Below are 26181 nucleotides of genomic sequence, written 5' to 3' on the forward strand. Positions count from 1 at the left end.
CTAGCCCTCCCCCCGGCTCTTGACCTGACGCTGCGCGGCCTCCGACTGCGGCTCCAGCCGGGCCTTCAGATGCGACAGCATCGGGTAGAGCGCCGCCATCACCGCGATCAGGAAGCCGTAATAGCCCTCCCGGTAGCCCTTCCGCCCGACGAAGCATTTCAGGAAGCGGGTCGGCATGCGGCGCAGGGCGCGGCCGAAGCTGCCGATGTCGCCGCTGTCGCGCAGGTCCGCCGCCCGCGCGGTGGTATAGCTGTCCAGCCGGCGCAGCATGTCGGAGATGTCGCGGTCCACATGATGGATCATCCGGGCGGTCAGCCAGCGCTTCGGTCCCTGCAGGGTGAGGGAGGGATGCACCCGTTCCCGCCCCCAGCGCTTCGCACCCCGGCTGAACAGGCGCGGCGCGGCCATCACGCCCCAGGAGGCGCCCCAGCCGTGTCGCACCAGCCGGCTGCCGACATAATTGTCGAACGGCAGCAGGAAATAGCCGGGCGCGGCGGTGGCGATGGTGCGCCGGATCTCCGCCGCCAGGTCGGGCGGCATCCGCTCGTCGGCATCCACCTCGACGATCCAGTCGCCGCTGCAGGCGTCGATGCCGGCATTGCGGCGATCGCCCTCCAGCGGCCAGGCGCCGGCGATGCAGCGCGCGCCGGCAGCGCGGGCGATCGCCTCGCTGCCGTCGGTGCAGCGGTCCAGCACCACGACGATCTCGTCCGCGAAGGCAAGCGGCCCCAGGCAGTCGGCCAGCTGCCGCTCCTCGTTGTGGCAGACCACCAGGGCGGAAAGCCGCGGCCCGCCGCTCATGGCCGCGCCCCTGCCGCTTCGGGTGCCGGCGGCTGCCAGTCGCTGTCGACCAGGTCCGCCGCCAGGCGCTCCGCCGCCGTCACGACGGCCTCCACGCTCAGGCTCTCCATATGGCTGTCGGCGCGGCGATAGTCATAGCCCGGCTGGCGCAGGATCTCGTCATAGGACAGGGTCGTGCGCACCGCCGCGCCATGCGCCCCCCAGGGGCGGTACTGTTCCTCCCGGCTGGGTCCGAACAGGCCCAGGGTCGGGATGCCGGCGGCGGCGGCCATGTGCATCAGTGCCGAATCGTTGCCGATGAAAAAGGCGCAGCGCTCCAGGGCGGCATAGGCGGACAGCAGGTCCAGGCGGCCACAGAGGTCCAGGACGGTGAAACCCTTCTGCCGCAGCGCCTCGACCACGGGGCGGGCCATCGCCTCCTCGCCCGGGCCGCCGAAGACGGCGATGGCACCAATGCCGTCCAGCAGCGCGCCGGGTGCGCAGAGACGCTCTGCGGCGGCGACGAACCGCTCTGCCGGCCAGACCTTGCCGCCCCAGTTCGCGGTGGGCGCCAGAGCGAGAACCGGCGCGGGCACCGACCCGGCCACCGTCATCGCCGCTTCCGCCGCGGTGCGGTGGCGGGCGGCCGGGAACAGCCGTGGGGCGGGCGGCTGCAGCTGGCGGAACAGCATCCCCATCTGCTGCAGCTTGTGGCCGCCGCTGGGCGGCACCCAGTGGGAGCGTCGCCGCCGCGCCAGCAGGCACCAGGAGATCAGCGAAGCGCGCAGGTCGACGATCAGGGACCAGCGGGTCGCCGCCACCTGGCGCCAGAGCCGGAACCAGTGGCCGCCCCAGGGCCGCTTCGGCATCGCGATCACCCGCTCCACGTCCGGCATGTCCTCGAACAGGCCGGTGCAGGCCGGGCCGCAGGCCACCGTCACCCGCAGGCGCGGATACTGCCGGCGCAGCAGGTCCAGCAGGCCTGTCGACAGGACGGCGTCGCCGATGCGCGTATGTGTGATGAACAGGACCTTCATCTCTGCGGGGCGGACCTCCCGGCCGGGACCGAAGGCCGCGGCAGGCCGGCGGCGAGGCCGGTGCATGCCGGACCGGTTGCCGGATACCGGCTGAAACGTGACGGGGAATGGTGGAACATGGCCGTTCGCGGGCTTATACGGCGGGCACAGGGATATTGCCAACTCCGGCCGGTTGCGGCCGGCCGGGCGGCCCCCTGTTGTCCTGACCGGACGGTCGCCTATTTCAGCTGCATGCCGAACGGAGGTGGAGCATGACCGGGCTACGCATCACGGACCTGCCGCAGCGCGCCGTCATCGAGGTGGCCGGGGCGGAGGCCCGCGACTTCCTACAGGGGCTGCTCTCCAACGATGTCGGGCGCCTGGCCGACGGCGCGCTCTATGCCGCCCTGCTCACCCCGCAGGGGAAGTTCCTGTACGACATGCTGCTTGCGACCGACGGCGAGCGGCTGTTCCTGGACTGCGCGGCGGCGCATGCCGACGAACTGCTGCGCCGGCTGACGATGTATCGCCTGCGGGCCAAGGTGACCCTGGCCCGGCGGGAAGACCTGGCCGTGCTGGCGCTGTTCCCGGCGGATGGCGAGGTGCCGGCGGAGGCGCCCGCCGAGCCCGGCGGCACAGCCCTGGCCTATCGGGACCCGCGCCTGCCGGACCTCGGCTGGCGCGCCATCGTGCCGGCGGACAGGCGCGACCTGCTGGGCGCGATCGACGCCGCGCCGGAGGATTACGACCGCTTCCGCCTGGCCCTTGGTGTCCCGGATGGCGAGCAGGACATCGAATCCGGCCGCGGCCTGCTGCTGGAAAGCAATTTCGAGGAGCTGCACGGGGTGGATTTCCACAAGGGCTGCTTCGTCGGCCAGGAGCTGACCGCCCGGACCAAGCACCGGGCGCTGGTGAAGAAGCGGCTGTGGGGCATCCGCCATGCCGGCGGGCCGGCGCTGCCGCCGGCCGGCACGCCGATCGTGCTGGACGGCCAGGATGCCGGCCAGATGGCGTCCAGCCGCGACGGCCGGGGCCTCGCCCTGCTGCGGCTGGACAAGCTGCGCGCCAGCCTCGAGCAGGGCGGCCGGCTGACCGCGGGCGAGGCGGTCCTGGAACCGGTGCAGCCGGCCTATCTGCCGCAATCGGTGCTGCGGCCCGGCGATGCCGGCAGCGATTCGGCCGGCAGTGGCTCTGGGGGACGATAGCGCATGGCGGTGGGGGAACCGGCGGCAGGTCCCGTTGCGACGGAAGGCCGGGCGCGGACACATGCCGACGGAGTCTGCCGCTGTCCCTGGCCGGGCGAGACGCCGGACTATGTCGCCTATCACGACACCGAATGGGGCGTCGCCGAGCGCGACCACCGGGCGCTGTTCGAGAAACTGATCCTGGACGGTTTCCAGGCCGGCCTGTCCTGGCTCACCATCCTGCGCAAGCGGGAGAATTTCCGCCATGCCTTCGACGGCTTCCGGCCGGAGCTGATCGCCCGCTATGACGCGGCGAAGGTCGCCGCCCTGATGGCGGATGCCGGGATCGTCCGCAACCGGGCCAAGATCGAGGGCACCATTCGCAACGCGCAGGGCTGGCTTGCGATCATGGAGAGCGAGCCGGGCGGCTTCAGCGAAATGATCTGGGCGGCGACAGACGGCCGCGTCCGCCACAACAGCTGGCGCAGCATCGTCGAGGTGCCGGCGGAAACCGCGGAAAGCCGGGCGCTTTCCAAGCGGCTGAAGAGCCACGGCTTCACCTTCGTCGGCCCCACCATCGTCTATGCCTTCATGCAGGCAGTCGGCGTGGTGAACGATCATCTGACCGACTGCTACCGGCATCGCGAGCTCGGCGGCGGCTGACGCCGGGACGGCGGACGCCTATAAAGGCGGCGCCGGACGTCAGGGAGGACCGGCACCACCGGCGGCTTCGTCGGTCCATTCATCGGCAGCATCACGCGGACAGGCCATAGAATGACTTCCCCCGCGGGACCGGCATCGCAGGCCGGCCTGCTTGCGCTCGTCTCCTCCTTCACCGCGACGGGCATCATCGCGACATCGATCTACGTGCCCTCGCTGCCGGCGATCGCGCAGGACCTGGCGGCCTCGCCGGCGGCGGTGAAGCTGACCCTCAGCGTGTTCCTGGCGACCTTCGCGGTCGGCCAGCTGGTCTACGGGCCGATCAGCGACCGCATCGGCCGCCGGCCGACCCTGATCAGCGGGCTGGCGATCTGCGTGCTGGCCTCCATCGGCTGCATCTTCGCACCCGACATCTGGAGCCTGGTCGGCGCCCGCATCGTCCAGGGCCTCGGCGCCTGCGTCGGGGTGGTGGTCACCCGCGCGGTGATCCGCGACCTCTATGGCCGTTCCGCCGCGGCGCGGGCGATGTCGATGCTGGCGATGGTGATCATCATGGCGCCCGTCCTGGCGCCGATCGTCGGCGGCTATATCGAGGATTATGCCGGCTGGCGCTACCAGTTCGTCTTCATCGCCGCGATGGCTGCGCTGGTTCTGGCGCTGGCCTGGTTCCAGCTGCCGGAGACCCATACCGGCCGGGCCGGCGGGCCGGGCATGCTGCGCAGCGCGCTGCACGCCTATGGCCGGCTGGGCCGCAACGGCGAGTTCCTGGCCTATGCCCTGTATATCGGCTTCGCCTTCGGCGGCGTGTACTGCTTCATCGGCGCCGCGCCGACCGTCTTCATCAATGTCATGGAGATCCCCGCCCGCACCTTCGGCTGGATCGCCGCCGGCCAGGCGATGGGCTTCTTCGCAGGCTCCCTGCTCTCCTCCCGCCTGACCCAGCGCATCGGCCTGGAGCGGATGGTCGATATCGGCGTCGTCACCGCGATCCTCGCCGCCGCCCTGCTGCTGGGCCTGTCGCTGGCCGACATCCTCACCGTCGCGGCGATCATGGGACCGATGTTCCTCTGGTCGATGGGGATGGGCCTGTCCTTCCCGAACGCGATGGCCGGCGCACTCAGCGTCGACCCACGCATCGCCGGCTCCGCCTCCGCCCTGTCGGGCTTCTTCCAGATGGCCGGCGGCGCGCTGGGCGCGATCCTGATCGGCCTGCCCGCCCACGACCATTCCGCGCCGATGGCGACGGGCCTCGCCGTCGCCACCGCGCTGGCCGCCCTGATGTGGTTCGGCCTGCGCGGTCGCACCGCCCGGGCGGCGGCGCAGCGCCGCGCGGAAGCGGAGCGGCGGGAGACCTGAGCGCCTGTCGGCGCAGGGACCCAACAGCCCCATTTCCTGAAGACAGCGCCACGCCAACCCGGCGCAAGCCGTCTGGTCCGTCCGACCGCTCTATCGCACCTCGCTGCCGAAATGGCGGTCGAGCTTGTCCAGAAGGGCAAGGCCAGCATCTGCGTCGCCATGCGCCGCGCGAACGCGAAAGCGCGTTTCGATATCAAACTCCGCCAGTGCCTTGACCGTGAATTCCTCGAAGAGCTTGTTGAGGCTCAGGCCGCGATGCGCCGCCAATGCCTTCAATCGTTCGTGCTGGTCGTCCGGCAGACGGATGGTGAGGACGCTCATGTCAGGCTCCTCCTGTCCAGGAATTCCCCTGCAGTCTCTATCCTGAGGGCGGGAAACCACAGTTCGCTTCGGTCGAAGTCCCGCTTGTTGGCAGTGACTATGGCGTTCGCCGCACCGGCAACCGCGAGTTCCAACAGATGGCTGTCGCCTTCATCTGGCAAATTCGGACGCCACAGATAGTGGATCCGGACCCAGGCGGATACGCTCATCAGCGCATCGAAAAGACGATCTCGCTCGTCGCGCTCCAACGGAGCATCTTGCCACAGGCCTTCACGTCCGAGCACCGACTCATACTCGCAGTACAAGGCGTTGCCGATGATCCAAGAGGGTCGACCGACCAGCCATATGAATTGTCCGATACGCAGGCGCTGTCAGCCCGTGGAACGATCCCAGACCTCGAACGCATAGCCCGCTTTCCTGCTGTCGATCTCCACCTCCGTCGTGCCGGGTCGGCGCTCCACCAGGACCCAGTCCGCCGGCTCCCAGTCCGGAAAGCTGACATCGCCGGCGACGGGAATGTCGATCCGGGCCAGGTCCAGCCGGTCCGCGACCGGCAGGGACGCCCGGTACAGGCCGGCGCCGCCGATGACGAAGGCTTCGCCGGCACCGGTCGCCCGCGCCAGGTCCAGCGCCGCCGGCAGGTCCGGCACGACGGCCAGTCCGTCATCCCGCCTGGCCTCGGCCGGCGCCTGCGCCGCCATGCTGGTGGAGACGACGACCGACAGCCGCCCGTCCAGCGGGCGGCCGCGCCGCGCCAGGATCGATTCGTGGGTATGGCGGCCCATCAGGATCGGATGCCCCATGGTCAGCCGCCGGAAGCGGCGGAGATCCTCCGGGATGTGCCAGGGCAGGTCGTTGTCGCGGCCGATCACGCCGTTGGCGGCGACGGCCGCGATCAGGGTCAGCCGCATCGCATCGAGCGGTCGTCAGACCGCGACCGGGGCCGCGATATGGGGATGCGGCTCGTAGCCTTCGAGCGCGAAATCCTCGTAGCGAAAGCCGAACAGGTCGGCGACCTCGGTGTTGATCCGCAGCCGCGGCAGGGGCCGCGGGTCGCGGGCGAGCTGCCGGTCGGCCTGCTCCAGATGGTTCAGGTAGAGATGGGCATCCCCCAGGGTATGCACGAAAACGCCCGGCTCCAGGTCAGTGACCTGCGCCACCATCATGGTCAGCAGGGCATAGGAGGCGATGTTGAACGGCACGCCGAGGAAGATGTCGGCGCTGCGCTGGTAGAGCTGGCAGGACAGCCGTCCTTCCGCGACATAGAACTGGAACAGGCAATGGCAGGGTGGCAACGCCATCCGGTCGAGATCGGCGACGTTCCAGGCGGAGACGATCAGGCGCCGCGACTGCGGATTCCGGCGGATCTCCGCGACGACCTGCGACAGCTGGTCGATGGTGCCGCCGTCCGCCGCCGGCCAGGACCGCCACTGGGCGCCGTAGACCGGGCCGAGGTCGCCGTTCTCGTCCGCCCATTCGTCCCAGATGCTGACGCCATGTTCGTTGAGCCAGGCGATGTTGGTGTCGCCGCGCAGGAACCAGAGCAGTTCGTAGACGATGGACTTCAGATGCAGCTTCTTCGTGGTCAGCAGCGGAAAGCCGTGGCCCAGGTCGAAGCGCATCTGGTGGCCGAAGACCGAAAGGGTGCCGGTGCCGGTGCGGTCCGGCCGTTCGACCCCGGTGCTGCGGACATGGGCCAGAAGGTCGAGATATTGCTGCATGGATCATCCGGAAGCGGCTGAAGGCCCGTCGGCGGGCGGAAGTGCCGGCCGGCGGGCCGGACCGGGAGTCTGGTCCCAGAAGCCTGCCTCTTCAACTCCCGGCCCGGGCGCCCTATATTCGATGTGCTGCTTACGCAGATATGGCGATAAACCCTGCGGAGAATAAGCGTATCGGACCCGGGGGCAGTACCCGGCGCCTCCACCAGGAACGCGCGGCCACCGCAAAGGCGGTCCGCGACTCGGCTGCCCGCCGGGCGGCAGCGCGTTGCTGATGGGGGCGACACAGGCTCGACGAGCGCAGTAAAACCGCAGCTTTTGCCCGGCATGGTACCGCCGTTATCGGGCCAAGCCAAAGTTGCCAACGACAACGAGGCGATGGTTGCGCAGGCCGCTTAAGGCGGTTTGACAACCTAAATCTTAAGCCCTCAGGCTTCGCAGCCTGAGGCGGGGTTCGGGGGGCACCTGGCAACAGAAGCCTCCCACTTCCTCCTGCCGATCCGCAACAAATCCGCCGCCTGACCTGCGCCGCCAGGCCCGGCCGCCCTGCCCGCTAAGCGGCCAGCGGCGGGCATTGGCACACGCATGGCGCGCCGCAGACCGCGGACGGCCGGGCGTCACGGTTCCCTGGGCGCTTGCATCGCGCCACAGCGGCGATAGGTTTGCCGGACGGCCGGGGCGGTTGCGGTTTCCGGCGCGACAAGGGTTCCGACGCGGAATGCCGGCAGCCGGGCGGTGCACCGCCGGCCGGACCACTGCCGAGGACAGACCGATGGGGCGCGACCAGATGGACTATGCGAGGATGGTGGAAGACGCGCTTCGCGACGTCGTCCGCAAGGCGCTGATCCAGGTATCCGAGAACGGGCTGCCCGGGGAACATTATTTCTACATCACCTTCCGCACCGACCAGCCCGGCGTGGAGATGGCGGATTATCTGCGGGAACGCTATCCGCAGGAGATGACGATCGTCCTGCAGCACCAGTTCTGGGGCCTGGAGGTGGAGGAGGAAGCGTTCAGCGTCCTGCTGAGCTTCAACAAGGTGCATGAGCGGCTGCGCGTGCCGCTGCGCACCCTGGTCGGCTTCTCCGATCCCACGGCCCAGTTCGGGCTGCAGTTCACCGTGCTTGAGGACGAGGACGGCGTCGACAGCGCCGCCCCGCCCGAAGGTTCCAAGGCGCTGGGCCCGGCGGCGACGCCCGGCCTGCCGGCTCCGGCCGGCGGACCATCGCCGGGCAGGACCGACATCGCCGGCGACATGCTGCCCGACCTCGCCGCCGGCGAGGGCGAAGCGGGGCCGCCCGCCGGGGAGGGCGAGGACGGCGCGCCGCAGGACAATGTCGTGACACTTGACGCGTTCCGCAAAAAGCAGGGACAGAAGGACTGAACGACCGGCGCGGACCCCTGCCGTCCGCGCCAGGAGGGCCCCGTTCCGCGGGCTCGATATCCGGATCAGAGGATGCCCGGCGGCGGCTTTCCGGCCGACAGCGCCGGCCGCGCCGCGCGGCCGGGGCATGCCCGGCGCAGGGCGGGACCGCCCAGCAGGAGGATGACCATGACCGACTTCGCCTATCTGCCCGTCTTCCCGGACGGGAGCACGCCCTATGGCAGCGCCGCGTTCCGGCAGCTCGACGGCGACTTCAAGGTCCGGGACTACGGGCCCCACCGCTTCCTGGAAGTTCCGGGGGAAACCCTGCGGACCCTGTCGGCGACGGCGTTCCGGGACATCCAGCACCTGTTCCGGCCATCCCACCTGCAGCAGCTGCGCGACATCCTCGACGACCCCGAGGCCTCGGACAATGACCGCTTCGTGGCGCGGGAGATGCTGAAGAACGCCTGCACCTCCGCCGGCATGGTGCTGCCGTCCTGCCAGGACACCGGAACCGCGATCGTGCATGCCACCAAGGGCCAGTTCGTGCTGACCGACGGCGGCGATGCCGAAGCGCTGTCGCGCGGCGTGTTCGACGTCTATACCAGCGACAACCTGCGCTATTCCCAGCTTGCCCCGCGGCAGATGTTCGAGGAGGCGAATACCGGCAGCAACCTGCCCGCCCAGATCGACATCGCCGCCGGCACCGACGACAGCTACAAGTTCATGTTCGTCGCCAAGGGCGGCGGCTCCGCCAACAAGACCTTCCTGTTCCAGGGCACGCCGGCGCTGATGCGGCCGGGCAAGCTGGAGGCGTTCCTGGACGAGAAGATCAAGACCCTGGGGACGGCGGCCTGCCCGCCCTACCACCTGGCGGTAGTGATCGGCGGCCTGTCGGCGGAGCAGAACCTGAAGACCCTGAAACTGGCGACCTGCCGCTACCTGGACAACCTGCCGGGCGAGGGCCTGGCGGGCGGCTATGCCTATCGCGATCGCGGCTTCGAGGAGGTCGTGCACCAGATGACCCGTGCCAGCGGCATCGGCGCGCAGTTCGGCGGCAAATATTTCTGCCATGACGTGCGGGTGATCCGGCTGCCGCGGCATTCCGCCAGCGTGCCGATCGGCATCGGCGTCTCCTGCTCCGCCGACCGGCAGGCGCTGGCGAAGATCACGCCGGAAGGCATCCTGCTGGAGCAGCTGGAGACCGACCCGGCCCGCTTCCTTCCCGAGGTGACCGAGGACGAGCTGGAGAACCAGGCGGTGCGCATCGACCTGAACCAGCCGATGGCGGCGATCCGCGCGACCCTGTCGCAATACCCGATCAAGACCCGGCTCAGCCTGACCGGCACCATGATCGTCGCCCGCGACATCGCCCATGCCCGCTTCGCCGACCGGCTGGAGAAGGGGCAGCCGCTGCCGGACTATGTGAAGAACCACATGATCTACTATGCCGGACCGGCGAAGCGGCCGGAGGGCTATGCCTCCGGCTCCTTCGGCCCCACCACGGCGGCAAGGATGGATTCCTACCTGGACCTTCTGATGCGCAACGGCGGCAGCTACGTCACCCTGGCCAAGGGCAACCGCTCGCCGGTGGTCCGCACCGCGTGCAAGGAGCATGGCGGCTTCTATCTCGGCTCCATCGGCGGCGCCGCCGGCGTGCTGGCCGAACGGTGCATCAAGAAGGTGGAGACCCTCGACTATCCGGAGCTCGGCATGGAGGCCGTCTGGAAGATCGATGTGGAGGATTTCCCTGCCTTCATCGTGATCGACGACAAGGGCAACGATTTCTTCGCGGCGAGCTGATCGCCGGCCTGCGATCCCTGTCCGACCTCTCGGGGTGGCGGCGCTGCGGGGCGCCGGCTGGACAGAGCCGGGATCTGCACTAGCTGTGTCGAAGGGGTCGCCGGGCGTCCGAAGCCGTCCGGCGACGGGGATGCGTCTCACCATGGCCGGCCTGTTGCCGGCCGGATCCAGGGGCGTGCCATGCAGTCCGCGGTCAAGAAGCGTTCAGTCGTCGTGTCGGGCCACCGCACCAGCATCTCGCTGGAGCGGATCTTCTGGGATTGCCTGCGCGACATCGCCGCCCAGCGCGGCCTGACCATCAACCAGCTTGTCAGCGAGATCGACGCCGGGCGCTCGGGCAACCTGTCCAGCGCGATCCGGGTCTATGTGCTGGGCTGGGCCATGGAAGGCCGTTTCCTGCGGGCCGGCGCGCCGGATGCCGCCCACCCGCCGCAGACCGCAGCCTCCGGGCAGGACCTCACCTGATCCACGGGTCGGCGACGCCCCGGTTCCGTGCTAAGGCCGGACGGTGCGGCGCGCGGTCCGTGGCGACCCCGCGCCAGTGTCGCGACCGGGAGATCGCCGATGCCTGACAGGCCTGCCGTCCTTTTCGTATGCCTTGGCAATATCTGCCGCTCGCCACTGGCGGAGGGCGCCTTCCGCGCTGCTGCGGCGGCGCTGGGCCTGCAGGTGGAGGCGGATTCCGCCGGCACCGGGGACTGGCATGAAGGCGAGCCGCCGGACGCCCGCGCCCGGGCGATCGCGCGGCGCAACGGCATCGACATCGCAGCCTGCCGCGCCCGTCAGGTGACGCCGGAGGATTTTCACCGCTTCAGCCATATCGTCGCGCTGGACGACAGCAACCTGGCGGCGCTGCGGCGGCTGCAGCCCCGCGACAGCACTGCCCGCCTCAGCCTGCTTCTGGACCATGTTGAGGGCCGCGAGGGGCAGCCGGTCGCGGATCCCTATTTCGGCGGGGCCGAGGGATTCGAGAAGACCTGGGCCGACGTCACCGCCGGCGCCGCTGCCCTGGCGCGGCGGCTGGCGGCCGAGGGCGCCCCGCCGCCCCGATGAGGAACCTGGCGGAAGCCGGCGCCGCGCTGCTGGGCGGCCGCCTGCGCGAAGCCCGGCCGCTGGCCGGCGGCGACCTGTCGCAGCCCGTCCGCATCGCGCTGGAGGACGGCAGGACCGCCATCGTCAAGGACGGCCCCGCCCCGCCGGCGGAGGCACGCATGCTGCAGGCGATCGCCGCGGCCGGGGTCCCGGCACCGGCCGTGCTGGCGGTCTCCGACAGCCTGCTCGCCCTCGCCCCGCTGGCCGATGATGGCGGCCTGGGCGGTCGCGCGGCGGCCGCCGTCTGGGCCGATCTGGGACGGGTCCTGTCCCGTCTGCATGCCTGCCACGGCACTGGCTATGGCTGGCCGGAGGATTACGCCTTCGGCCCTGTCGCGATCGCCAATGCGGCGCCCGCCGAAAGCCAGGGCCCGCCCTGGCCGGCGTTCTGGGCGGAGCGCCGGCTGCGCCCCTTCCTGGACCACCTGCCGGCCGAACCCGCCCGGCGCCTGGCGGGCCTGGCGGATGCCCTGCCCCGCCACCTGCCGGCGCAGCCGCCCCCCGCACTGCTGCACGGCGACCTCTGGGGCGGCAACGTGCTGGTGTCGGGCAACCGGGTCAGCGGCCTGATCGACCCGGCCTGCTATCACGGCCATGGCGAGGTGGACATCGCCATGCTGACCCTGTTCGACCGGCCCGGCCCCGACTTCTTCGAGAGCTATGGCGCGCTCGCCCCCGGACACGAAGCCCGGCTGGCGATCTACCGCCTTTGGCCGGCCCTGGTCCATCTGAAGCTGTTCGGCGGCGGCTACCTGCCCCTGGTCGAGCGGCAGCTCGCACTGGCCGGGGCATGACCCTGGGGTCTGTACAGTCCCGGGTCGGCGCCTGACCGTGCGTCAGGATCATGAATCCGAGGGTGCGGCCGGGGTCGGGGCCGGGGTCGGGGCCGGCGCGGGCGTTCCGGACGACGACGGCGCTGCCTCCTCCGGCATGCCGTTGCCCGGGGCCGCCTCATCGGTCCCGGCTGTACCGCCAGGCCCCACGTCTTCGGACGGGCCGGCAGGCGGCACTGACGCATCCGCGGCTGCCTCGTCCCCGCCGGACGCAGCGCCCGGCGCGGCGGACTGCGGCTGGGGCGGTGACGGCGGGTCAGCCGGGGACTCGTCCGGCGGGGCGGCTTCGGCCGGCATCGGTTCACGCACCGGCGCGCTGATCCGGGCGGCGGCGGCCCGGCCCGCCAGATACTGGCGCATGGCGTCGGTCAGCGCCCGGCGCTGCAGGTCGGCGAACGGCCCCTCCATCTCCAGCTCGATCGCCGGCGCCTCGGGCCAGGCGGCCAGGCGGAAGGTGCCGGTCAGGTCCAGGCGCTCCGCCGGCAGGTCGACGGAGCCGTGCCAGCTGGCAATGCCTTCGGCCAGCGCGGCGGCGACATGCTGCAGGCGCAGCACGCCGCTCTCCAGGAACAGCTGGCCGGACAGGGTTTCGAAAGCGGTTGCGCGGTCATCGGGGGCGGGGGCGGGGCCGCCGGCGGCATCGGCATCCGGCACGCCCAGCGCCGCGGCGAGCGCACCGGGCGGCGGCACCTCGGGCGGCGTGCGGTCCAGCATCGCGGCGATGGCCGCGATGTCGATCCCCGCCATCCGGCCATCCGTCATCGTCACATCGACCTGGCCGGAAAGTCGGTCGAGCATCGCATCGGCGGTGGTCCCGGCGGTGCGCAGGCGCAACCGGCCGTCGGTCCGGCCAGTGATGCCCTGCAGCCCGGTCAGCCGGTCGACAAGGGCGGCGGCATCCACCGCCTCCACCTCTGCCTGCAGCGAAAGGGCGGGCAGGCCCCGGGCATCCACCCGTCCGGTGGCGGCGATCCGCCCACCGGCGAGGCGGCCCTCCAGGACCTCCAGGGTCAGTTCCTGTTCGCGGACCTGAAGCTCCAGGCGCCCGTCCTCGAACAGGCCGTCGCCGGCGCTGATCGCCGTCGCCGACAGGGCCAGGTCCAGGCGCAGCCGGTCGCGCAGGCGGCCCGCCGCCTCGGCCAGGTCCGCACCGGCGGCATAGGGGGCGCGGCCGCGATGCGCGGACTCCGCCTGGCCGGCCAGGATGCCGGCGAACAATGCGGCGGGCCTGCCGGGCTGCAGGCGGTCCAGCGGCAGGCCCGCCAGTCCGATGTCGAGCAGCAGCACCGGGGCGGCCCCCGCCCATTCCAGCGCCAGGGCGGCATCGACCTCGGTCGGGCCGGCCCGCCCCTTCAGCCCCTCGATCTGCAGGGCGCTGTCGGTCAGCCGGTAGTCGGCCGCTATCGCGACATGGCCCAGCGGCCTGCCATCCGCGCCGGCGCGCGCGGTCAGTCCGGTGCCCGCCAGCAGCGGTGCCAGTTCCGGCGCGCTCAGGGAAAGCCGGCCCGCCAGACCGGGGGCCGGCTGCAGGCTGCCGGTCCCGTCCAGCTGCAGCACCGCGGCCCCGTAGGTCAGTCGCGCCTCCTGAAGCTGGAGCTCTGCCGGCGTTCCGTTCACATGGGCGATCAGGGAGACCGGACCGGCAGCGGCGATCCCGCTCCCTGCGCTCTCGCCCACAGGCAGGCCGGCGGCATCCAGCAGGGCACCGGGAGAATCCGCCTGCAGGCCGATCCGAAGGTCGAAGTCCCGCGGCGTGCCGGTCCGGTTGAGTCGACCCTCCGCCGTCGCTGTCAGGGCGGGCAGCTCCAGTATCAGCCCGCTGATGCCGAGGGTGCCGGCGTCGACGGTCAGGGTCGCCGCGCCGCTCGACGGCTGCCGGTACAGCAGCAGGTCGCCGCCACCCAGCCGGTTCGCGAAGCGGCTGGCGAAGCGCCGGGGATCGCGCACCTGCCAGGCGATATCCGCCACCAGGGTGGGAACCGGCGCGGTCAGGCCCAAGGTGCCCCGGCCGGTCAGCCGCGCGCCGGGCAGGTCGAAGACCAGGTCGCGCAGCAGCGCCTGACGGGCATCGCCGCCCAGCCGCAGCGCCAGCCGGGAGGGGCCGGCGGGCGGCACGGCCTGCCCGGGCGCCGCGGCAGCCTCGTCCGCGGCCCCCGGGGCGGGAACGGTTCCGGCCCCGGGAAGCAGCACCGGCACGAGACGCTGCAGCTGGTCGAAAAGATTCTGGCCCGCCGCCTCGACCTTGAGGTCGTAGTCCAGGCCACCGCCATCCTCCGCGACCGCCGCCGCGCCAGAGAGTTCGGTGCGCAGCCCGTCGCCCAGCACCCCCACCGCGCGTGTCAGGGACAGTTCGCCCCGCACCAGGGTGAGGTCGAGATTTCCTTCCGACAGCTGGCTGTCCTGCCAGGCGATGTCGCGCAGGGAGAGGCGCAGATTGCTGTCCACTCCGGCCAGCAGGCCCGCAAGGTCGGCCAGCCGTTCACCGACCGCGCGGCTGGCCGCAGCCGCGCCGGCTGTGCCCCTGTCGGCGGCCTGCGACAGGACATGGCCCAGAACCGGCATCCAGGGGTCCAGGTGCAGGTGGCCGAGGCGGAGATTGGCGCTGAACGACGGTCGCCCGGCCGGGCGCAGGGCGATGCCGCCCTGCAGCGACGTGCCGTCCATCTCTACCGCCAGGTCCAGGACCCGCCACAGCCCGGCGTCGAGCGCCAGGTCCGCCTCCGCCCGCAGCCGTCGCGGTGCCGCGGCCGGCAGCAGCGCCTCGTCCACCCCGAGCCAGCCGAGAGTGCGCCGCGCATCGGCCGACTCGACGACGAGATGCCCGTTGAATTCCGGCAGTTCGCCCGGCGTGAGGAGGCGCCCGCCGGCCGCAAGCGTGGCGCTGCCGGGCAGATCCGCCTGCAACTCCTGCAGGTCCAGCACGCCCTGCTCCAGGACGCCGGCGACCTGCAGCCTGCGGACCACGCTCTGCCGGTACCGCAGGGCGGTGGCGGCGATGTCGAAGGTGATCCGGTCGGAGGCCGGCAGCGACAGGGTGCCGTCGACCGCCGGCAGAAGCCGCGCGGCCACCGGTGCCAGCAGGTCCAGGTCGAGCCCTGCTACCTGCAGGGTCAGGTTCAGGTCGACCGGCGGCCCGACGATCGCCGCCGCCGCACCGCCGATCGTGGTCCGCCCCCAGCGCAGATCCAGGTTGTTGACGACCAGGGAGCCGGGTTCCGCGATAAGCCGGGCGGCCAGGGTCAGCGGCTCGTGCGGGATCTGCCGGCCATCCTCGTCCTGCGGCCAGAGCAACGAGAGCAGCGCCGCGGGATCGCGGACCGTCGCATTCAGCTGGCCTTCGGTGGAGAGGTCGGCCGCGCCGCCGCTGCGCGGCGCGGCGGCTTCGGGCACGATGGTGAGCGCCCCGCCATAGCTGATCTGGGCCAGGCCGCCGGCGAGTTCGCCACGGCCGCGCAGGGTCGTCTGGCCGGAGGCCGGCAGGGCACCGACCTCCAGGGTCGCGTTGAACGGCACCTCGTCCCAGCGCCCTTCAAGCTGCAGGCTGCCGGGGCGCTCCGCCCCGGGCGCGGCGAAGGCGAGGTCGATACCGGCAAAGGTCGCAAGCGGCCGGCCGTCCTGCACGACCGTCAGGCGCGCATCGGCAACCGCCAGGTTCTGCAGCCGGCTCTCCCCGACGGCCAGCAGCCGCTCCGACAATGCCGTGGCGTCCGCCAGGCCCCGCTCCCCGAGGCGCAGCCTGATGTCGGGCGCCTCCAGTGCGATCGTGCGCGGCTCGACATTGCCGGCGGCCAGGGAAAGGGGATCCAGTTCGGCGCGCAATGCCGGCACGGTGGCCAGCGGGCCGGCCGGATCGCCGGGCGCAGAAAGCCGGACATCGGCGGCGAACAAGGTCGGCCGCGGCAGAAGCACCATGTGCAGGTCGCCGCCGATCTCCGCCTGCAGACCCGTGCGCTGCGCGAACGCGTCGGCGATCCGGCCGCGATAGTCGTTCCATTCGATCAGGCGCGGTGCCACCAGGGCGCCGACGGCCAGGACCAGCAGGAGGGTTGCAACGGTGCCGAGAAACCAGCGCATCGGCCGCCCTACCCGCGGTCCGCCCGGAGGCGGCCGCCCGTCATCCGGCCCGCATGCGCTGCCGCGCCACTTGAGACCATGGGTTCTCCCGTCGGCGCGTTCCGCTGCCGGCACGACAGGCGCTGCCCGATACCGCCCGCACCCGCCGGCGCAGATTTCCTCACGCCTGCCTGCCCGCGTCCAATCCCGATCTGCCGCCGCCCCGCCCGACGGCCGGCCGGCCGGTCGGCTGCAGCGAAGCGGCCGACATCCGCCGGCACGACGTCTGGCCGGCGGGCCCGCCTCTCCGCTAGACTGCCGCCTGCGCGCCGGATCGACGTCCGGCATGCACCGTCTTCGGGGCCGCCCACAGCCGCAGCCCAGCAGTCGCGTATACGGGGCAAGTCGCTTCAGGGCAAGTGACCCCGGGCGTGCGATCGGGGGGCAGCCCGCCGCGGGCCAGGGCAGCGCGCGACGGCGCGAATCTATTTTTTGTGCGGTGGGCAAGTGTCTATGGGCGACCTGGTCAATCTGAAGCGTTACCGCAAGGGGCGTGCCCGGCAGGAGGCTGCCGCCAAGGCGGAAGCCAACCGCCTGCATTTCGGCCGCAGCGGTACGGACCGCCGCAGCACGGCGGCGGAGGCCGAGCGCATGCAGCGCCAGCTGGAGGGCAAGCGCCTGCAGCGGGAGGCGCCGGAAGAAACAAAGCCTGCCGCCGATCACGGCCGGCAGGACGAGGAAAAACCGGAAAGGGGCAGATGATGAAGGGATCGGACCTGTTCGTCCGCGCGCTGGAGGCGGAGGGTGTCGAGCATATCTTCGGCCTGCCGGGCGAAGAGAATGCGGACCTGATGATCTCGCTGCTGGACAGCCGGATCCGCTTCGTCCTCTGCCGGCACGAACAGGCGGCCGCCTTCATGGCGGATGCCTATGGCCGGCTGACCGGCAAGGCCGGGGTCTGCCTGGCGACCCTCGGCCCCGGCGCGACGAACCTGGTGACCGGCATCGCCGACGCGCATCTGGACCGCTCCCCGGTGGTCGCCATCGTCGGCCAGGCGGAGACCGAGCGCCTGCACAAGGAGAGCCACCAGAACATGGACACCGTGTCCATGTACCGGCCGATCACGAAATGGTCGCAGAGCGTGATGCGGCCGGAAAACGTGCCGGAGATCGTGCGCAAGGCGTTCAAGCTGGCGGAGACGGAGAAGCCGGGCCCCTGCCTGATCGAGCTGCCGGAGGATGTCGCCGCGGCGGAGGTCACCGGCGAACCGATCCGGCCGGACGAGGTGCGCCGGCCGGCCGCCGACTGGAAGGCCGTGGATGCCGCGGTCGAGCTGATTACGGCGGCGGAGAACCCGATCATCCTGGCGGGCAACGGCTCGGTGCGGAAGCATGCCGCCCGGCAGCTGCGCCGCTTCGCGCGCAAGACCGGCATTCCGGTGATCAACACCTTCATGGGCAAGGGCGCGGTGCCGCGGGGCGACCAGCACTGCCTGTTCACCATCGGCCTGCAGGGCGGCGACCATGCCAACCTGGCGATCGACCAGGCCGACCTGGTGATCGCGATCGGCTACGACCTGGTGGAATATGCCCCGCGCGCCTGGGACCGGTCGGGCAACAAGAAGGTCCTGCACATCGACTATTCCCCGGCGGAGGTGGACCAGGACTATCCGGTCGAGGTCGAGGTGGTGTCCGATGTCGCCGACGCGCTGTGGCAGATCAACGAGGCGCTGAACCGCAAGTGTGAAGGCCGGCTGCCGCTGCACGACATCGGTCGCTGGGCGCCGCTGCGACGCACGATCCTGGACGATTTCGCGATGGAGAAGGACGATGCCGCCTTCCCCATGAAGCCGCAGAAAATCCTGTGGGATGTGCGGGAATTCCTGGGTCCGTCGGACATACTGCTGTCGGATGTCGGCGCCCACAAGATGTGGATCGCCCGCTACTACCAGTGCGACGAGCCCAATACCTGCCTGATCTCCAACGGCTTCTGCTCGATGGGCTTCGCCCTGCCCGGCGCGATCGGGGCCAAGTTCGCGCATCCCGAGGCCAAGGTGCTGGCGATCTGCGGCGATGCCGGCGTGATGATGAACATCCACGACATCGAGACCGCCGCCCGGCTGAAGCTGAACGTCGTCATCATGGTCTGGCTGGACGGCGAGTACGGGCTGATCAAGTGGAAGCAGCAGAACCATTTCGACGGCCGCCATTCCGACCTCGCCTTCAACAATCCCGATTTCGAGCTGCTTGCGAAGGCGTTCGGCTGCTGGGGCAAGACGGTGCAGAGCCCGCAGGAACTGGTCCCCGCCCTGCAGGAGGCCTTCCTGCAGCCCGGCCCGGCGATCGTCGCGGTGCCGGTCGACTATGCCGAGAACCGCAAGCTGACCAAGCGCCTTGGCGAACTGACGATGCGGTTCTGAACCACAGCCCGGCGGCGGCCGCGGCCTACAGCAGGCGCGCCGTCCGGCAGGTACAGGCGGCGATCTCCACCGGGCCCAGGATGCCGACGATGTCGGCGGCGCGCTTCTGCCCCGGCGCCTTCAGCACCAGGGCATAGTCGGCGCCCTCCCGGTGCATCTCGCGCTGGGTGGCGACCAGCGGCGCCTCCGGCGGGACGAAGACCAGCCGCGCCATCGGCAGGTCGCCGACTGGCCGGCTGCTGCCGTCCGGCAGCGGCGGCACCACACCGACAATGGTGCCATCACGCTCCACCACCACCGGCTCGCGTCCCGGCACGGCCAGCGCGTCGGGGCGCGCCATGCGGTAGCGGTCGCTCATCGCATGGCGCACGGCCCGTGCGTCGTCGACCGCCGCCTGCAGGCCTTCGGGCACGACATGGCCGCGGCGGCGCAGCTTCAGGGTGTAGATGCTGTCGGGCGACAGGTACTTGCGCAGCGCATAGGCGATGACGACGGTGACCACGATCGGCAGGATCGCGCGCTGGTCCAGGGTCATCTCGAACACCATCACCGACGCGGTCAGGACCGCGCCGGTGGTGCCGCCGACGGCCGCCGCCATGCCGGCGATGGCAAAGACAGGAATGGCAATCGCCAGGGCCGGGAACAGTTCATGGCAGCCCATCCCGAACGCGGCCCCGACCGTCGCGCCCATGAACAGCGACGGCGAGAAGACGCCGCCGGAACCGCCGGAGCCGAGGGTCAGGCAGGTCGCGACAAATTTCAGGACGAACAGCAGCAGCAGGAACAGCGGGTCCGACAGCGCACCCTGAAGGATGTCCATGATCGCCGCATAGCCGACGCCCTGGATGTAGTAGTTGCCGGCGAAGCGCAGCATCAGCCAGATCATCACGCCGACCGCCAGCATGCCCAGCGCGTGGCGCAGATAGTCGTTGCGGATCAGGTTGTCGAAGCGGTCTTCCGCCCAGTAGATGCCGCGCACGAAGATCCAGCAGACCAGCCCCATGATCAGGCCCAGCGGCAGGAACAGAACCAGGCCCCAGCCCTGAACCAGATGGAAGTCGGGGATCACCAGGTCGGGCACGTCGAAGGAGGGGTGGGTGGAAAGCAGCCAGCGGCCGATATAGGTCGCGGTCATGGTGCCCAGCGCCACCGGCAGCAGGGAACGCGCGTTGACCGACAGCAGCAGCAGTTCGATCGCGAACAGCACGCCGCCCAGCGGCGCGTTGAAGGTCGCGGCGATGCCGCCGCCCGCACCGGCACAGATCAGGATGATCTTCTGCCGTGGCGGCAGGCGGAAAATCGCCCCCAGGGTGGAGCCGAAGGCGGCGCCGATCTGGATGATCGGGCCTTCGCGGCCGACCGAACCGCCCGAGCCGATCGAGACGGCGGAGGCGATCGACTTCACGACCGCGACCTGCGGCCGGATGCGGCCGTCATTGTAGTGGATCGCGTCCATCACCTCCGGCACGCCATGGCCCTTGGCCTCGGGCGCGAAGGTCTTGACCAGGAAGGTAACGACGACGGAGCCGATCACCGGCGCCAGGATGATGGCGGCGCCGAACGGCCCCGCCGGCGTGTGCAGGTTGGCGTCGTAGTAGAGCTGCGGTTCGCCCAGGAACAGCAGATTGTGCACCAGCCCGATCAGCAGGCGGAAGATCCAGGCCCCGAAGCCCGCCACGACACCGACCAGAATCCCCAGCACCGCCATGAGCCACAGCGGCTGCCCGTCATCGGCTTTCCTGTCTGCCACGCAAACCCCCTGTCGGCGCCCCGGTACGGTGCGAACCGTAGCCCAGCCGGCGGCCGGATTGAAGCTGGCAGAAGGCGGGCCGGCAGGACCAACCGCAGACGGAAAAGGATCAGGACATGCGCCTCGTGGTGCTTGGCGACAGTTGCAGCGGCGTGCCCGGCGGGCCGCATGAGGCACGATTGCGGCAGCTGTCGGATGTGGCGCTGGGCCATGCCGGCTGGGCCGATGGCTGCATCTACCTGGGCGACCATGTCGACGGCTATTGCGACCCGGATACCCTGCGCGCGCAATGGCGGCATTTCCTGGAGCACGAACTCGCGCCGCTGGCCGGCGGCTTTGCACCGATCCTCCACGTGCCCAGCAACCACACGGTCTACGACCAGGCCAGTGCCGCGATCTACCGGCAGCTGATGCTGGAGGGCGAGATCCCCGGCCTGGTCCTGCGCCGCGGCCTGAACCATGCCGTGACCCTGGGCGATGGCGGCGCGGTGCTGCTGGGCACCGCCGATCCCGAGAATCGCGGCAAGGCGCGGATCGACCTGGATTTCCTGGCGGAAGCCCTGCAGGCGCTCGCCGGCCGGAGGCCGCTGCTGGTCTGCGGCCATCATCCGATGCTGCCGGTCAACGGCTATCGCCGCTTTCCGATGTGGCGGGTGGCGCCGGATGCGGCGGAACAGGCCCTCGCCATGATGCGCAAGGCCGGGGTGGCCGCCTATCTGTGCAGCCATGTCATCGCCTTCGACCTGCAGGTCGCCGACGGCCTGCTGCAGATCTGCACGGGCGGGGCCGGCACCCTCTACGGCCCGGGCGGCGCGATGCCGGGGGTCGTGGAAGATGCCCATCTGGTCCTGCTGGAGCTGCGCGACGGGGCCTTCGCGATCCGCAAGCTGGACCTGCAGGGCCGGCTGGACGAATGGCTCGACTGGCCGGTGCCGCCGGGTCGCAGCCTGCTGCAAGACGAGACGCTGACCGCGGCGCCCAGGGAGATCGCCGCACCCGAGGGCTGGCGCCAGGGACCCGACACCGCCCACTGGCTGACCTGGCGGATCGCCGGCAGCCGGCCTGCGCCGGGTGAATCCCTACCCCTGGTCTATGCCTGGCGGGAGGACGAGGCCGCCGCCATCCTGCGCATCGATATCGGCGGCGAGGGACGGCCGGTGCTGCGGTTGATCCCTCTGCCCTGTGAAGGCGCGCAGACATGGGTGGCTCCCTTCGCGGTGCCGCCGGGGTTCGAGATCGAGATCGCGGTGCATACCGGCGGCGGGCCCGGCGGCATCCTGGCGCGTCTGGCTGACGGCCCCTGGCAGTCGATGGCAGGCGGCGGCGCCCGCGGCGCGGAGCGGATGGACTGGCCGCCGCTCTGGTGCGCCGGGCGCGATCCGGAAATCTCCCCCGTCCGCCTGCCATCGGCCCCGCCGGCGGCGGCGCTGCAGGTGACCTTCTCGGTGAACGCAGTGCAGCCGGTGCCGGCATTCCCGTTCGCAGCGGCGGGGGCGCTGCCGCGATGACCGAGGACGAGAAGGTCGCGCTGCTGCGCCAGGCGATCCGGGAAGCGCGGCCGGTCAGCGGCATGGGGATGGGCCTGCGACGGGAGTTCTGCCCGCATTTCCTCGGCACGAAGGGGAGCCGGACGATGACTGCCGCTGGCATGTCCTGGCCTGGCAGTTCGACGGTGCCTCCCGGTCAGGCCTGCCGCCTGGCGGCGGATCAGAGCTGCATCGACCGGATTGACTGCGCGGTCGATCCCTCGTGCGCCGCCCCGGGATCGGATGGATGAACGCCGCCCCGGCTTGAGACCGGCACCGCACAAAGCGCCGCACAAAGCAAAGGGGCCCCCACCGCAGGCGCGGCGGGGGCCCCTCATCTCATCCCGGGGCTTCGGCCCCGGCGTGGCGGCAATGACGGATCAGCTACCCTTCGCCGCCTCGCGAGCCTCGGCGACCCACTTGTCGAACTTCGCCTGGTTCGCCTTGATCCAGGCATCGGCATGACGCTCGATCGCCTCGGCCGAATTCTCGCCGTCGCGCATCCGCTTGTTCTGGGCGGAGATGTCGTTGGACGACAGCTTCATGACGGAGAACAGCTTCGCGGCGTCCGGATGCTCTTCCGCGAACTCCTTGTTCGCGACGATGCGCTGGTTGTTCGCCTGGAAGCCATAGTCGCGGCCGTCCGGCAGCTTGGTGGAGACATCCTTGCGGGCGCCCGGCAGGGAGCTGAACGGCACCTGCAGCCAGGTCACGTCCTTGCCCGGGACCAGAACGCCGGAGACCCAGTACGGGGTCCAGGTGTAGTACAGGATCGGCTCGCCCTGATTGTGGCGCGAGATCGTGTCGGCGATGATCGCCGAATACTGGCCCTGCTTGTGCTCCACCGTGTCGCGCAGGTCATAGGCATCCAGGTGATGCTCGATCACCTTCTCGCAGCCCCAGCCGGGGTTGCAGCCGGCCAGGTCGGCCTTGCCGTCGCCATCGGCGTCGAACAGCTTCGCGATCTCCGGATCCTTCAGCTGGTCGACGGTGGTGATGTTGTGCGCGTCGGCGGTCTTCTTGTCGATCAGGTAGCCCTGCAGCGCGCCCGGGGAATAGACACCTTCGCGATAGAGCTTCGCGTCGCCGCCGGCATTCTCGTAGAAGTCGACATGCAGCGGGTCCCAATGGTCCGCCATGAAGGTGGCGTCGCCGTTGGCCAGCGCGACATGGCCGGTGGCGTACTCGATCTCCTTGATCGGCTGCACCTCATAGCCCAGCTGCTCCAGCGCCTTCATCACCAGAAGGGTCTGGAAGGTTTCCTCGGCGATCGAGCTCTTGATCGGCTGCACCTCCACGCCCTTGCCGGGCATGTGGTGGTCAGCCGAAGCGGCGCTGGCAGCCAGCGCCAGGCCGAGGCCGGCGGCGGCACCGATCGCGCCGCGGGCCAGCCGGCCAAAAGCCGAACGGCCGGCGGAATGGTCGGTCAGTTCCATGGACATGGCATTCCTTCCTCTCTCTCGAAGAACAGGTGAGCGCCGCGGCGATCCGGCCGGCAATGCCTTCCGGCCGCCCCGGCAGCTCGCTCTCTCTCAGGCAGATCCGGTCGAGCCGGACTGCTGCGGCACCGATCCCGCGGTGCCTTCCCCGCCGGCCGCGGCCGCGGGGCGGTTGGCGGCGGCCCGGCCGCGCGTGACACGCATGACCAGCGCGGCGGGACCGGTCTCGGTCCAGTGGCGATAGCCCTTCTCCCGCTGCGGGCGGCCGAGCGACTGGGTGATCCGGTCGATGATGATCGCCAGGATCACAATGCCGACGCCGCCGGTCACCGCCAGGCCCATGTCCAGGCGGCCGATGCCGCGCAGCACCATCTGGCCCAGCCCGCCGACCGCGATCATGGAGGCGATCACCACCATCGACAGGGCCAGCATCAGGGTCTGGTTCACCCCGGCCATGATCGTCGGCATCGCCATCGGGAGCTGCACCTTGTAGAGCAGCTGGCGCGGCGAGGCGCCGAAGGAGACCGCCGCCTCCACCAGGTCCGGCGGCACCTGGCGGATGCCCAGATTGGTCAGCCGGATCAGCGGCGGCAGGGCGAAGATGATGGTGACGACGACGCCGGGCACGTTGCCGATGCCGAACAGCATCACGATCGGCACCAGGTAGACGAAGGCCGGCGTCGTCTGCATGGCGTCCAGGAACGGCCGCATGGCGGTGGCGGCGCGATCGCTGCGCGCCAGCCAGATCCCGGTCGGCAGCCCGATGATGATGCAGAAGACGACGGAGGTGAGCACCAGCGACAGGGTGACCATCGCCTCTTCCCAGGCGCCGACCAGGCCGATGACCACCATCGAGATCAGGGCGCCGATGGCAAGCCGGCCGCCGGCGAGCTGCCAGGCGCCGAGGCCGATCACCACCAGCACGATCCACGGCGACAGGCCGGTCAGCAGCCCCTCCATGGCCTGCAGCAGGAGGTCGATCGGCCAGCGGATCGCCTGGAACACCGGGCGGAAATTGTCGACCAGCCAGGCGAGCCCGCTATCCACCCAGCTGCCCACCGGCAGGATCGTTTCGGCAAAGGGATCGAGGATGGAGAAAGCCGGCTCTTCCGGTGCCGGTCCGGCCTGGTCGAGCCAGCCGGCGCCGGTATCCTCCGCGGCAGGCGCCGCCGCCTCGCCAGTCTGCCCCCAGGGATTGTCACTGGGATTGTCGCTGGAGGTGTCCGCCTGGGCGATCTGCATCTCTGTCATGGCGCGGCCTGCTGGTTGGTATCCGGCGCAGAGGGCTGCGGTGTGGCCGGATCGGCGGCCGCGCCCTCATCGCCGGGGTGCAGGTCCGTCTCCTTGTCGAAAGCCTGCAGCAGCGTCGTCTTCGAGATCACCCCAAGATAGGTCTGCTTCTCATCCACGACGGGCAGGCCGTAGGGGCTTTCGGCGATGCGGCCGACGATGTCGGAGATCGTCGTGCTGGCCGGGATCGGCTCCACGTCGGTGAGCATCGCGCGGTGCAGATCGGGCTCTGCCGCCTTCAGCTCCCGGCTGAGGGATTCCACGGAAACGACGCCGTGGAAGCGCTGCCCGCGATCGACCACATAGCCATGCTGCCGTTCATATTCCTGCAGCCGGCTCAGCGCCGCGCGTAGGCCGGTGCGCTGGCGGTCCAGCACGGTGACCTGCGTCTTGCGGGCGATGTCGCCGGCGGTCAGCACCTGGGAAATGTCGACGCCCCGGAAGAAGGAGCGGACATAGTCGTTTGCGGGATTGGTCAGGATCTCGTCCGGGGTGCCGATCTGAGCGATCTTGCCGCCCTCCATCACCGCGATCCGGTCGCCGATCTTGGTCGCCTCGTCCAGGTCGTGGGAAATGAACACGATGGTCTTCTGGAAGGCGGACTGCAGCTTCATCAGCTCGTCCTGCATCTCCGCCCGGATCAGCGGATCGAGGGCGGAGAAGGCCTCGTCCATCAGCAGGATGCCCGGGTCGTTGGCCAGCGCCCGCGCCAGGCCGACCCGCTGCTTCATGCCGCCCGACAGCTCGTCCGGATAGGCATCCGCCCAGGGCGACAGCCCCACCTGCTCCAGCACCTCGCGACCCTTCTCCTGCTGCTGCGCGGAGGGCACGCCGGCAAGCTCGAGGCCGAACAGGGTGTTCTGCAGGACCGTCAGATGCGGGAAAAGCGCGAAGGACTGGAACACCATGCTCATGCGATGGCGCCGGATGTCGATCAGGGAGTCCGCATCGGCCGCGGTGACGTCGATGCCGTCGACGACGACGGAGCCGGCGGTCGGCTCGATCAGCCGGTTCAGCAGGCGCACCAGGGTGGACTTGCCCGACCCGGACAGCCCCATGACCACGAAGATCTCGCCCTCATAGACGGTAAAATTCGCATCGATCACACCGATCGTCTGCCCCGTCTTCTCCAGAATCTGCTCCTTCGACAGACCCTGTTTGTAAAGATCCAGGGCTTTCTCAGGCTCGGATCCGAATACCTTGAAAAGATTGCTTACAGATATTTTCTCTGCTTTTTCCGCTTCCATGACCGCATTTCTGGACTGAAAAGCAACGCAGCGCCTCGACTGCCTGCATGATCAATGATCTGTCTGCATGATCAATGATCTGTACCACGCGAGATTCCACCGGTCAAACAAGCGACAGCCGCACGCGCGATGCTGGCACAGATATTGCTGTATGTTTCTGACAATGAAAGAAAGTTATTCTGAATGAAAAGGAAATATTACTTCTGATCTACATTTCATGCGTCAGCAGCTTGATGCCGGATCACTCCCGCCCCACAACTTTGTCAGGCGAAGCCGGCGACATGGGCACAGGCCACGAAAAAGCCCCCGCCGCAGGGCGGCGGGGGC

The 26181-nt window shown here is 70.2% G+C and carries 23 protein-coding genes and 1 other RNA gene; 13 read left to right on the forward strand and 11 right to left on the reverse strand.

What is annotated here, in order from left to right:
- Together ACFOGJ_RS11260 and ACFOGJ_RS11265 are read right to left on the reverse strand one after the other, a co-directional pair.
- Window positions 1-801, reverse strand: a complete 801-nt coding sequence (locus ACFOGJ_RS11260; RefSeq protein ID WP_379900310.1) for a glycosyltransferase family 2 protein — start codon at window positions 799-801, stop codon at window positions 1-3.
- Window positions 798-1817 carry a glycosyltransferase family 9 protein gene (locus tag ACFOGJ_RS11265; RefSeq protein ID WP_379900312.1) on the reverse strand — a complete coding sequence of 340 codons (1020 nt, stop codon included), beginning with the start codon at window positions 1815-1817 and terminating at the stop codon, window positions 798-800. The genes ACFOGJ_RS11260 and ACFOGJ_RS11265 overlap by 4 nt, the downstream gene beginning before the upstream one ends.
- Window positions 1818-2044: 227 nt before the next feature.
- On the opposite strand from ACFOGJ_RS11265, the gene ygfZ reads away from it, so the two are divergent.
- The 3 genes from ygfZ (at window position 2045) to ACFOGJ_RS11280 (ending at window position 4996) form a co-directional block, all read left to right on the forward strand.
- On the forward strand, window positions 2045-3001 hold the full coding sequence (ygfZ, locus tag ACFOGJ_RS11270) for a CAF17-like 4Fe-4S cluster assembly/insertion protein YgfZ (protein WP_379900464.1): 957 nt from the start codon (window positions 2045-2047) through the stop codon (window positions 2999-3001).
- 3 nt (window positions 3002-3004) lie between these two features.
- Entirely contained in the window at window positions 3005-3643 is a 639-nt protein-coding gene (locus ACFOGJ_RS11275) for a DNA-3-methyladenine glycosylase I (RefSeq protein ID WP_379900314.1), read from the forward strand.
- Window positions 3644-3754: 111 nt separating this feature from the next.
- Window positions 3755-4996 (forward strand): multidrug effflux MFS transporter, encoded by a 1242-nt coding sequence (locus ACFOGJ_RS11280; protein ID WP_379900316.1) that lies wholly within the window; start codon window positions 3755-3757, stop codon window positions 4994-4996.
- Window positions 4997-5086: 90 nt separating this feature from the next.
- Here the strand turns inward: ACFOGJ_RS11280 and ACFOGJ_RS11285 are convergent, their stop codons facing one another.
- Genes ACFOGJ_RS11285 through ACFOGJ_RS11300 form a run of 4 tightly spaced genes read right to left on the reverse strand, consistent with a single transcriptional unit; the run spans window position 5087 to window position 7038 of the window.
- Window positions 5087-5317, reverse strand: coding sequence for a toxin-antitoxin system HicB family antitoxin (locus ACFOGJ_RS11285; protein ID WP_379900318.1), 231 nt, complete (start codon window positions 5315-5317; stop codon window positions 5087-5089).
- Window positions 5314-5682: a PIN domain-containing protein gene (locus ACFOGJ_RS11290; RefSeq protein ID WP_379900466.1), complete on the reverse strand. Its 369-nt coding sequence runs from the start codon at window positions 5680-5682 to the stop codon at window positions 5314-5316. Before ACFOGJ_RS11290 ends, ACFOGJ_RS11285 begins: the two co-directional genes overlap by 4 nt.
- 6 nt (window positions 5683-5688) lie before the next feature.
- Window positions 5689-6228: a dihydrofolate reductase gene (locus tag ACFOGJ_RS11295; RefSeq protein WP_379900320.1), complete on the reverse strand. Its 540-nt coding sequence runs from the start codon at window positions 6226-6228 to the stop codon at window positions 5689-5691.
- A gap of 15 nt (window positions 6229-6243) precedes the next feature.
- A complete protein-coding gene (locus ACFOGJ_RS11300; protein WP_379900322.1) occupies window positions 6244-7038 on the reverse strand; it encodes a thymidylate synthase in 795 nt (264 codons plus the stop codon).
- A gap of 86 nt (window positions 7039-7124) precedes the next feature.
- Between ACFOGJ_RS11300 and ssrA the strand changes: the two genes are divergently transcribed.
- The 6 genes from ssrA (at window position 7125) to ACFOGJ_RS11330 (ending at window position 12090) form a co-directional block, all read left to right on the forward strand.
- Window positions 7125-7522: a transfer-messenger RNA gene (gene ssrA / locus ACFOGJ_RS11305) on the forward strand.
- A 285-nt stretch (window positions 7523-7807) separates the two neighbouring features.
- Complete coding sequence (locus tag ACFOGJ_RS11310) at window positions 7808-8419, forward strand: SspB family protein (RefSeq protein ID WP_379900324.1); 612 nt, start codon at window positions 7808-7810, stop codon at window positions 8417-8419.
- 168 nt (window positions 8420-8587) lie between these two features.
- Complete coding sequence (locus ACFOGJ_RS11315) at window positions 8588-10204, forward strand: FumA C-terminus/TtdB family hydratase beta subunit (RefSeq protein WP_379900326.1); 1617 nt, start codon at window positions 8588-8590, stop codon at window positions 10202-10204.
- Between the two features lie 180 nt (window positions 10205-10384).
- Window positions 10385-10669, forward strand: coding sequence for a ribbon-helix-helix domain-containing protein (locus ACFOGJ_RS11320; RefSeq protein ID WP_379900328.1), 285 nt, complete (start codon window positions 10385-10387; stop codon window positions 10667-10669).
- A gap of 99 nt (window positions 10670-10768) precedes the next feature.
- Window positions 10769-11257, forward strand: coding sequence for a low molecular weight protein-tyrosine-phosphatase (locus ACFOGJ_RS11325; RefSeq protein WP_379900330.1), 489 nt, complete (start codon window positions 10769-10771; stop codon window positions 11255-11257).
- Window positions 11254-12090 (forward strand): fructosamine kinase family protein, encoded by an 837-nt coding sequence (locus ACFOGJ_RS11330; RefSeq protein WP_379900332.1) that lies wholly within the window; start codon window positions 11254-11256, stop codon window positions 12088-12090. The genes ACFOGJ_RS11325 and ACFOGJ_RS11330 overlap by 4 nt, the downstream gene beginning before the upstream one ends.
- Window positions 12091-12138: 48 nt before the next feature.
- Here the strand turns inward: ACFOGJ_RS11330 and ACFOGJ_RS11335 are convergent, their stop codons facing one another.
- On the reverse strand, window positions 12139-16203 hold the full coding sequence (locus tag ACFOGJ_RS11335) for an AsmA family protein (RefSeq protein ID WP_379900334.1): 4065 nt from the start codon (window positions 16201-16203) through the stop codon (window positions 12139-12141).
- A 492-nt stretch (window positions 16204-16695) separates the two neighbouring features.
- Here ACFOGJ_RS11335 and ACFOGJ_RS11340 point away from each other — a divergent pair, with 492 nt between their 5' ends.
- Both ACFOGJ_RS11340 and ACFOGJ_RS11345 read left to right on the forward strand, forming a co-directional pair.
- Complete coding sequence (locus tag ACFOGJ_RS11340; RefSeq protein ID WP_379900336.1) at window positions 16696-16944, forward strand: DUF4169 family protein; 249 nt, start codon at window positions 16696-16698, stop codon at window positions 16942-16944.
- Window positions 16941-18602 (forward strand): acetolactate synthase large subunit, encoded by a 1662-nt coding sequence (locus ACFOGJ_RS11345; protein WP_379900338.1) that lies wholly within the window; start codon window positions 16941-16943, stop codon window positions 18600-18602. The genes ACFOGJ_RS11340 and ACFOGJ_RS11345 overlap by 4 nt, the downstream gene beginning before the upstream one ends.
- Window positions 18603-18627: 25 nt before the next feature.
- On the opposite strand, the gene ACFOGJ_RS11350 is transcribed toward ACFOGJ_RS11345, so the two are convergent.
- On the reverse strand, window positions 18628-20352 hold the full coding sequence (locus ACFOGJ_RS11350) for a chloride channel protein (protein WP_379900340.1): 1725 nt from the start codon (window positions 20350-20352) through the stop codon (window positions 18628-18630).
- Window positions 20353-20468: 116 nt separating this feature from the next.
- Between ACFOGJ_RS11350 and ACFOGJ_RS11355 the strand changes: the two genes are divergently transcribed.
- A complete protein-coding gene (locus ACFOGJ_RS11355) occupies window positions 20469-21860 on the forward strand; it encodes a metallophosphoesterase family protein (RefSeq protein WP_379900342.1) in 1392 nt (463 codons plus the stop codon).
- A complete protein-coding gene (locus ACFOGJ_RS11360) occupies window positions 21857-22129 on the forward strand; it encodes a hypothetical protein (protein WP_379900343.1) in 273 nt (90 codons plus the stop codon). The genes ACFOGJ_RS11355 and ACFOGJ_RS11360 overlap by 4 nt, the downstream gene beginning before the upstream one ends.
- A 129-nt stretch (window positions 22130-22258) precedes the next feature.
- On the opposite strand, the gene proX is transcribed toward ACFOGJ_RS11360, so the two are convergent.
- From proX to proV, 3 genes are all read right to left on the reverse strand, one after another.
- On the reverse strand, window positions 22259-23320 hold the full coding sequence (gene proX / locus ACFOGJ_RS11365; RefSeq protein ID WP_379900344.1) for a glycine betaine/L-proline ABC transporter substrate-binding protein ProX: 1062 nt from the start codon (window positions 23318-23320) through the stop codon (window positions 22259-22261).
- 90 nt (window positions 23321-23410) lie between these two features.
- Window positions 23411-24568: a glycine betaine/L-proline ABC transporter permease ProW gene (proW, locus tag ACFOGJ_RS11370; protein WP_379900345.1), complete on the reverse strand. Its 1158-nt coding sequence runs from the start codon at window positions 24566-24568 to the stop codon at window positions 23411-23413.
- Window positions 24565-25854: a glycine betaine/L-proline ABC transporter ATP-binding protein ProV gene (gene proV / locus ACFOGJ_RS11375; protein WP_379900346.1), complete on the reverse strand. Its 1290-nt coding sequence runs from the start codon at window positions 25852-25854 to the stop codon at window positions 24565-24567. Before proV ends, proW begins: the two co-directional genes overlap by 4 nt.
- Window positions 25855-26181 lie beyond the last annotated feature (327 nt).

It is taken from the genome of Marinibaculum pumilum, assembly GCF_042646425.1.
In the GTDB taxonomy this organism is placed as follows: Bacteria; Pseudomonadota; Alphaproteobacteria; order Ferrovibrionales; family Ferrovibrionaceae; genus Marinibaculum; species Marinibaculum pumilum.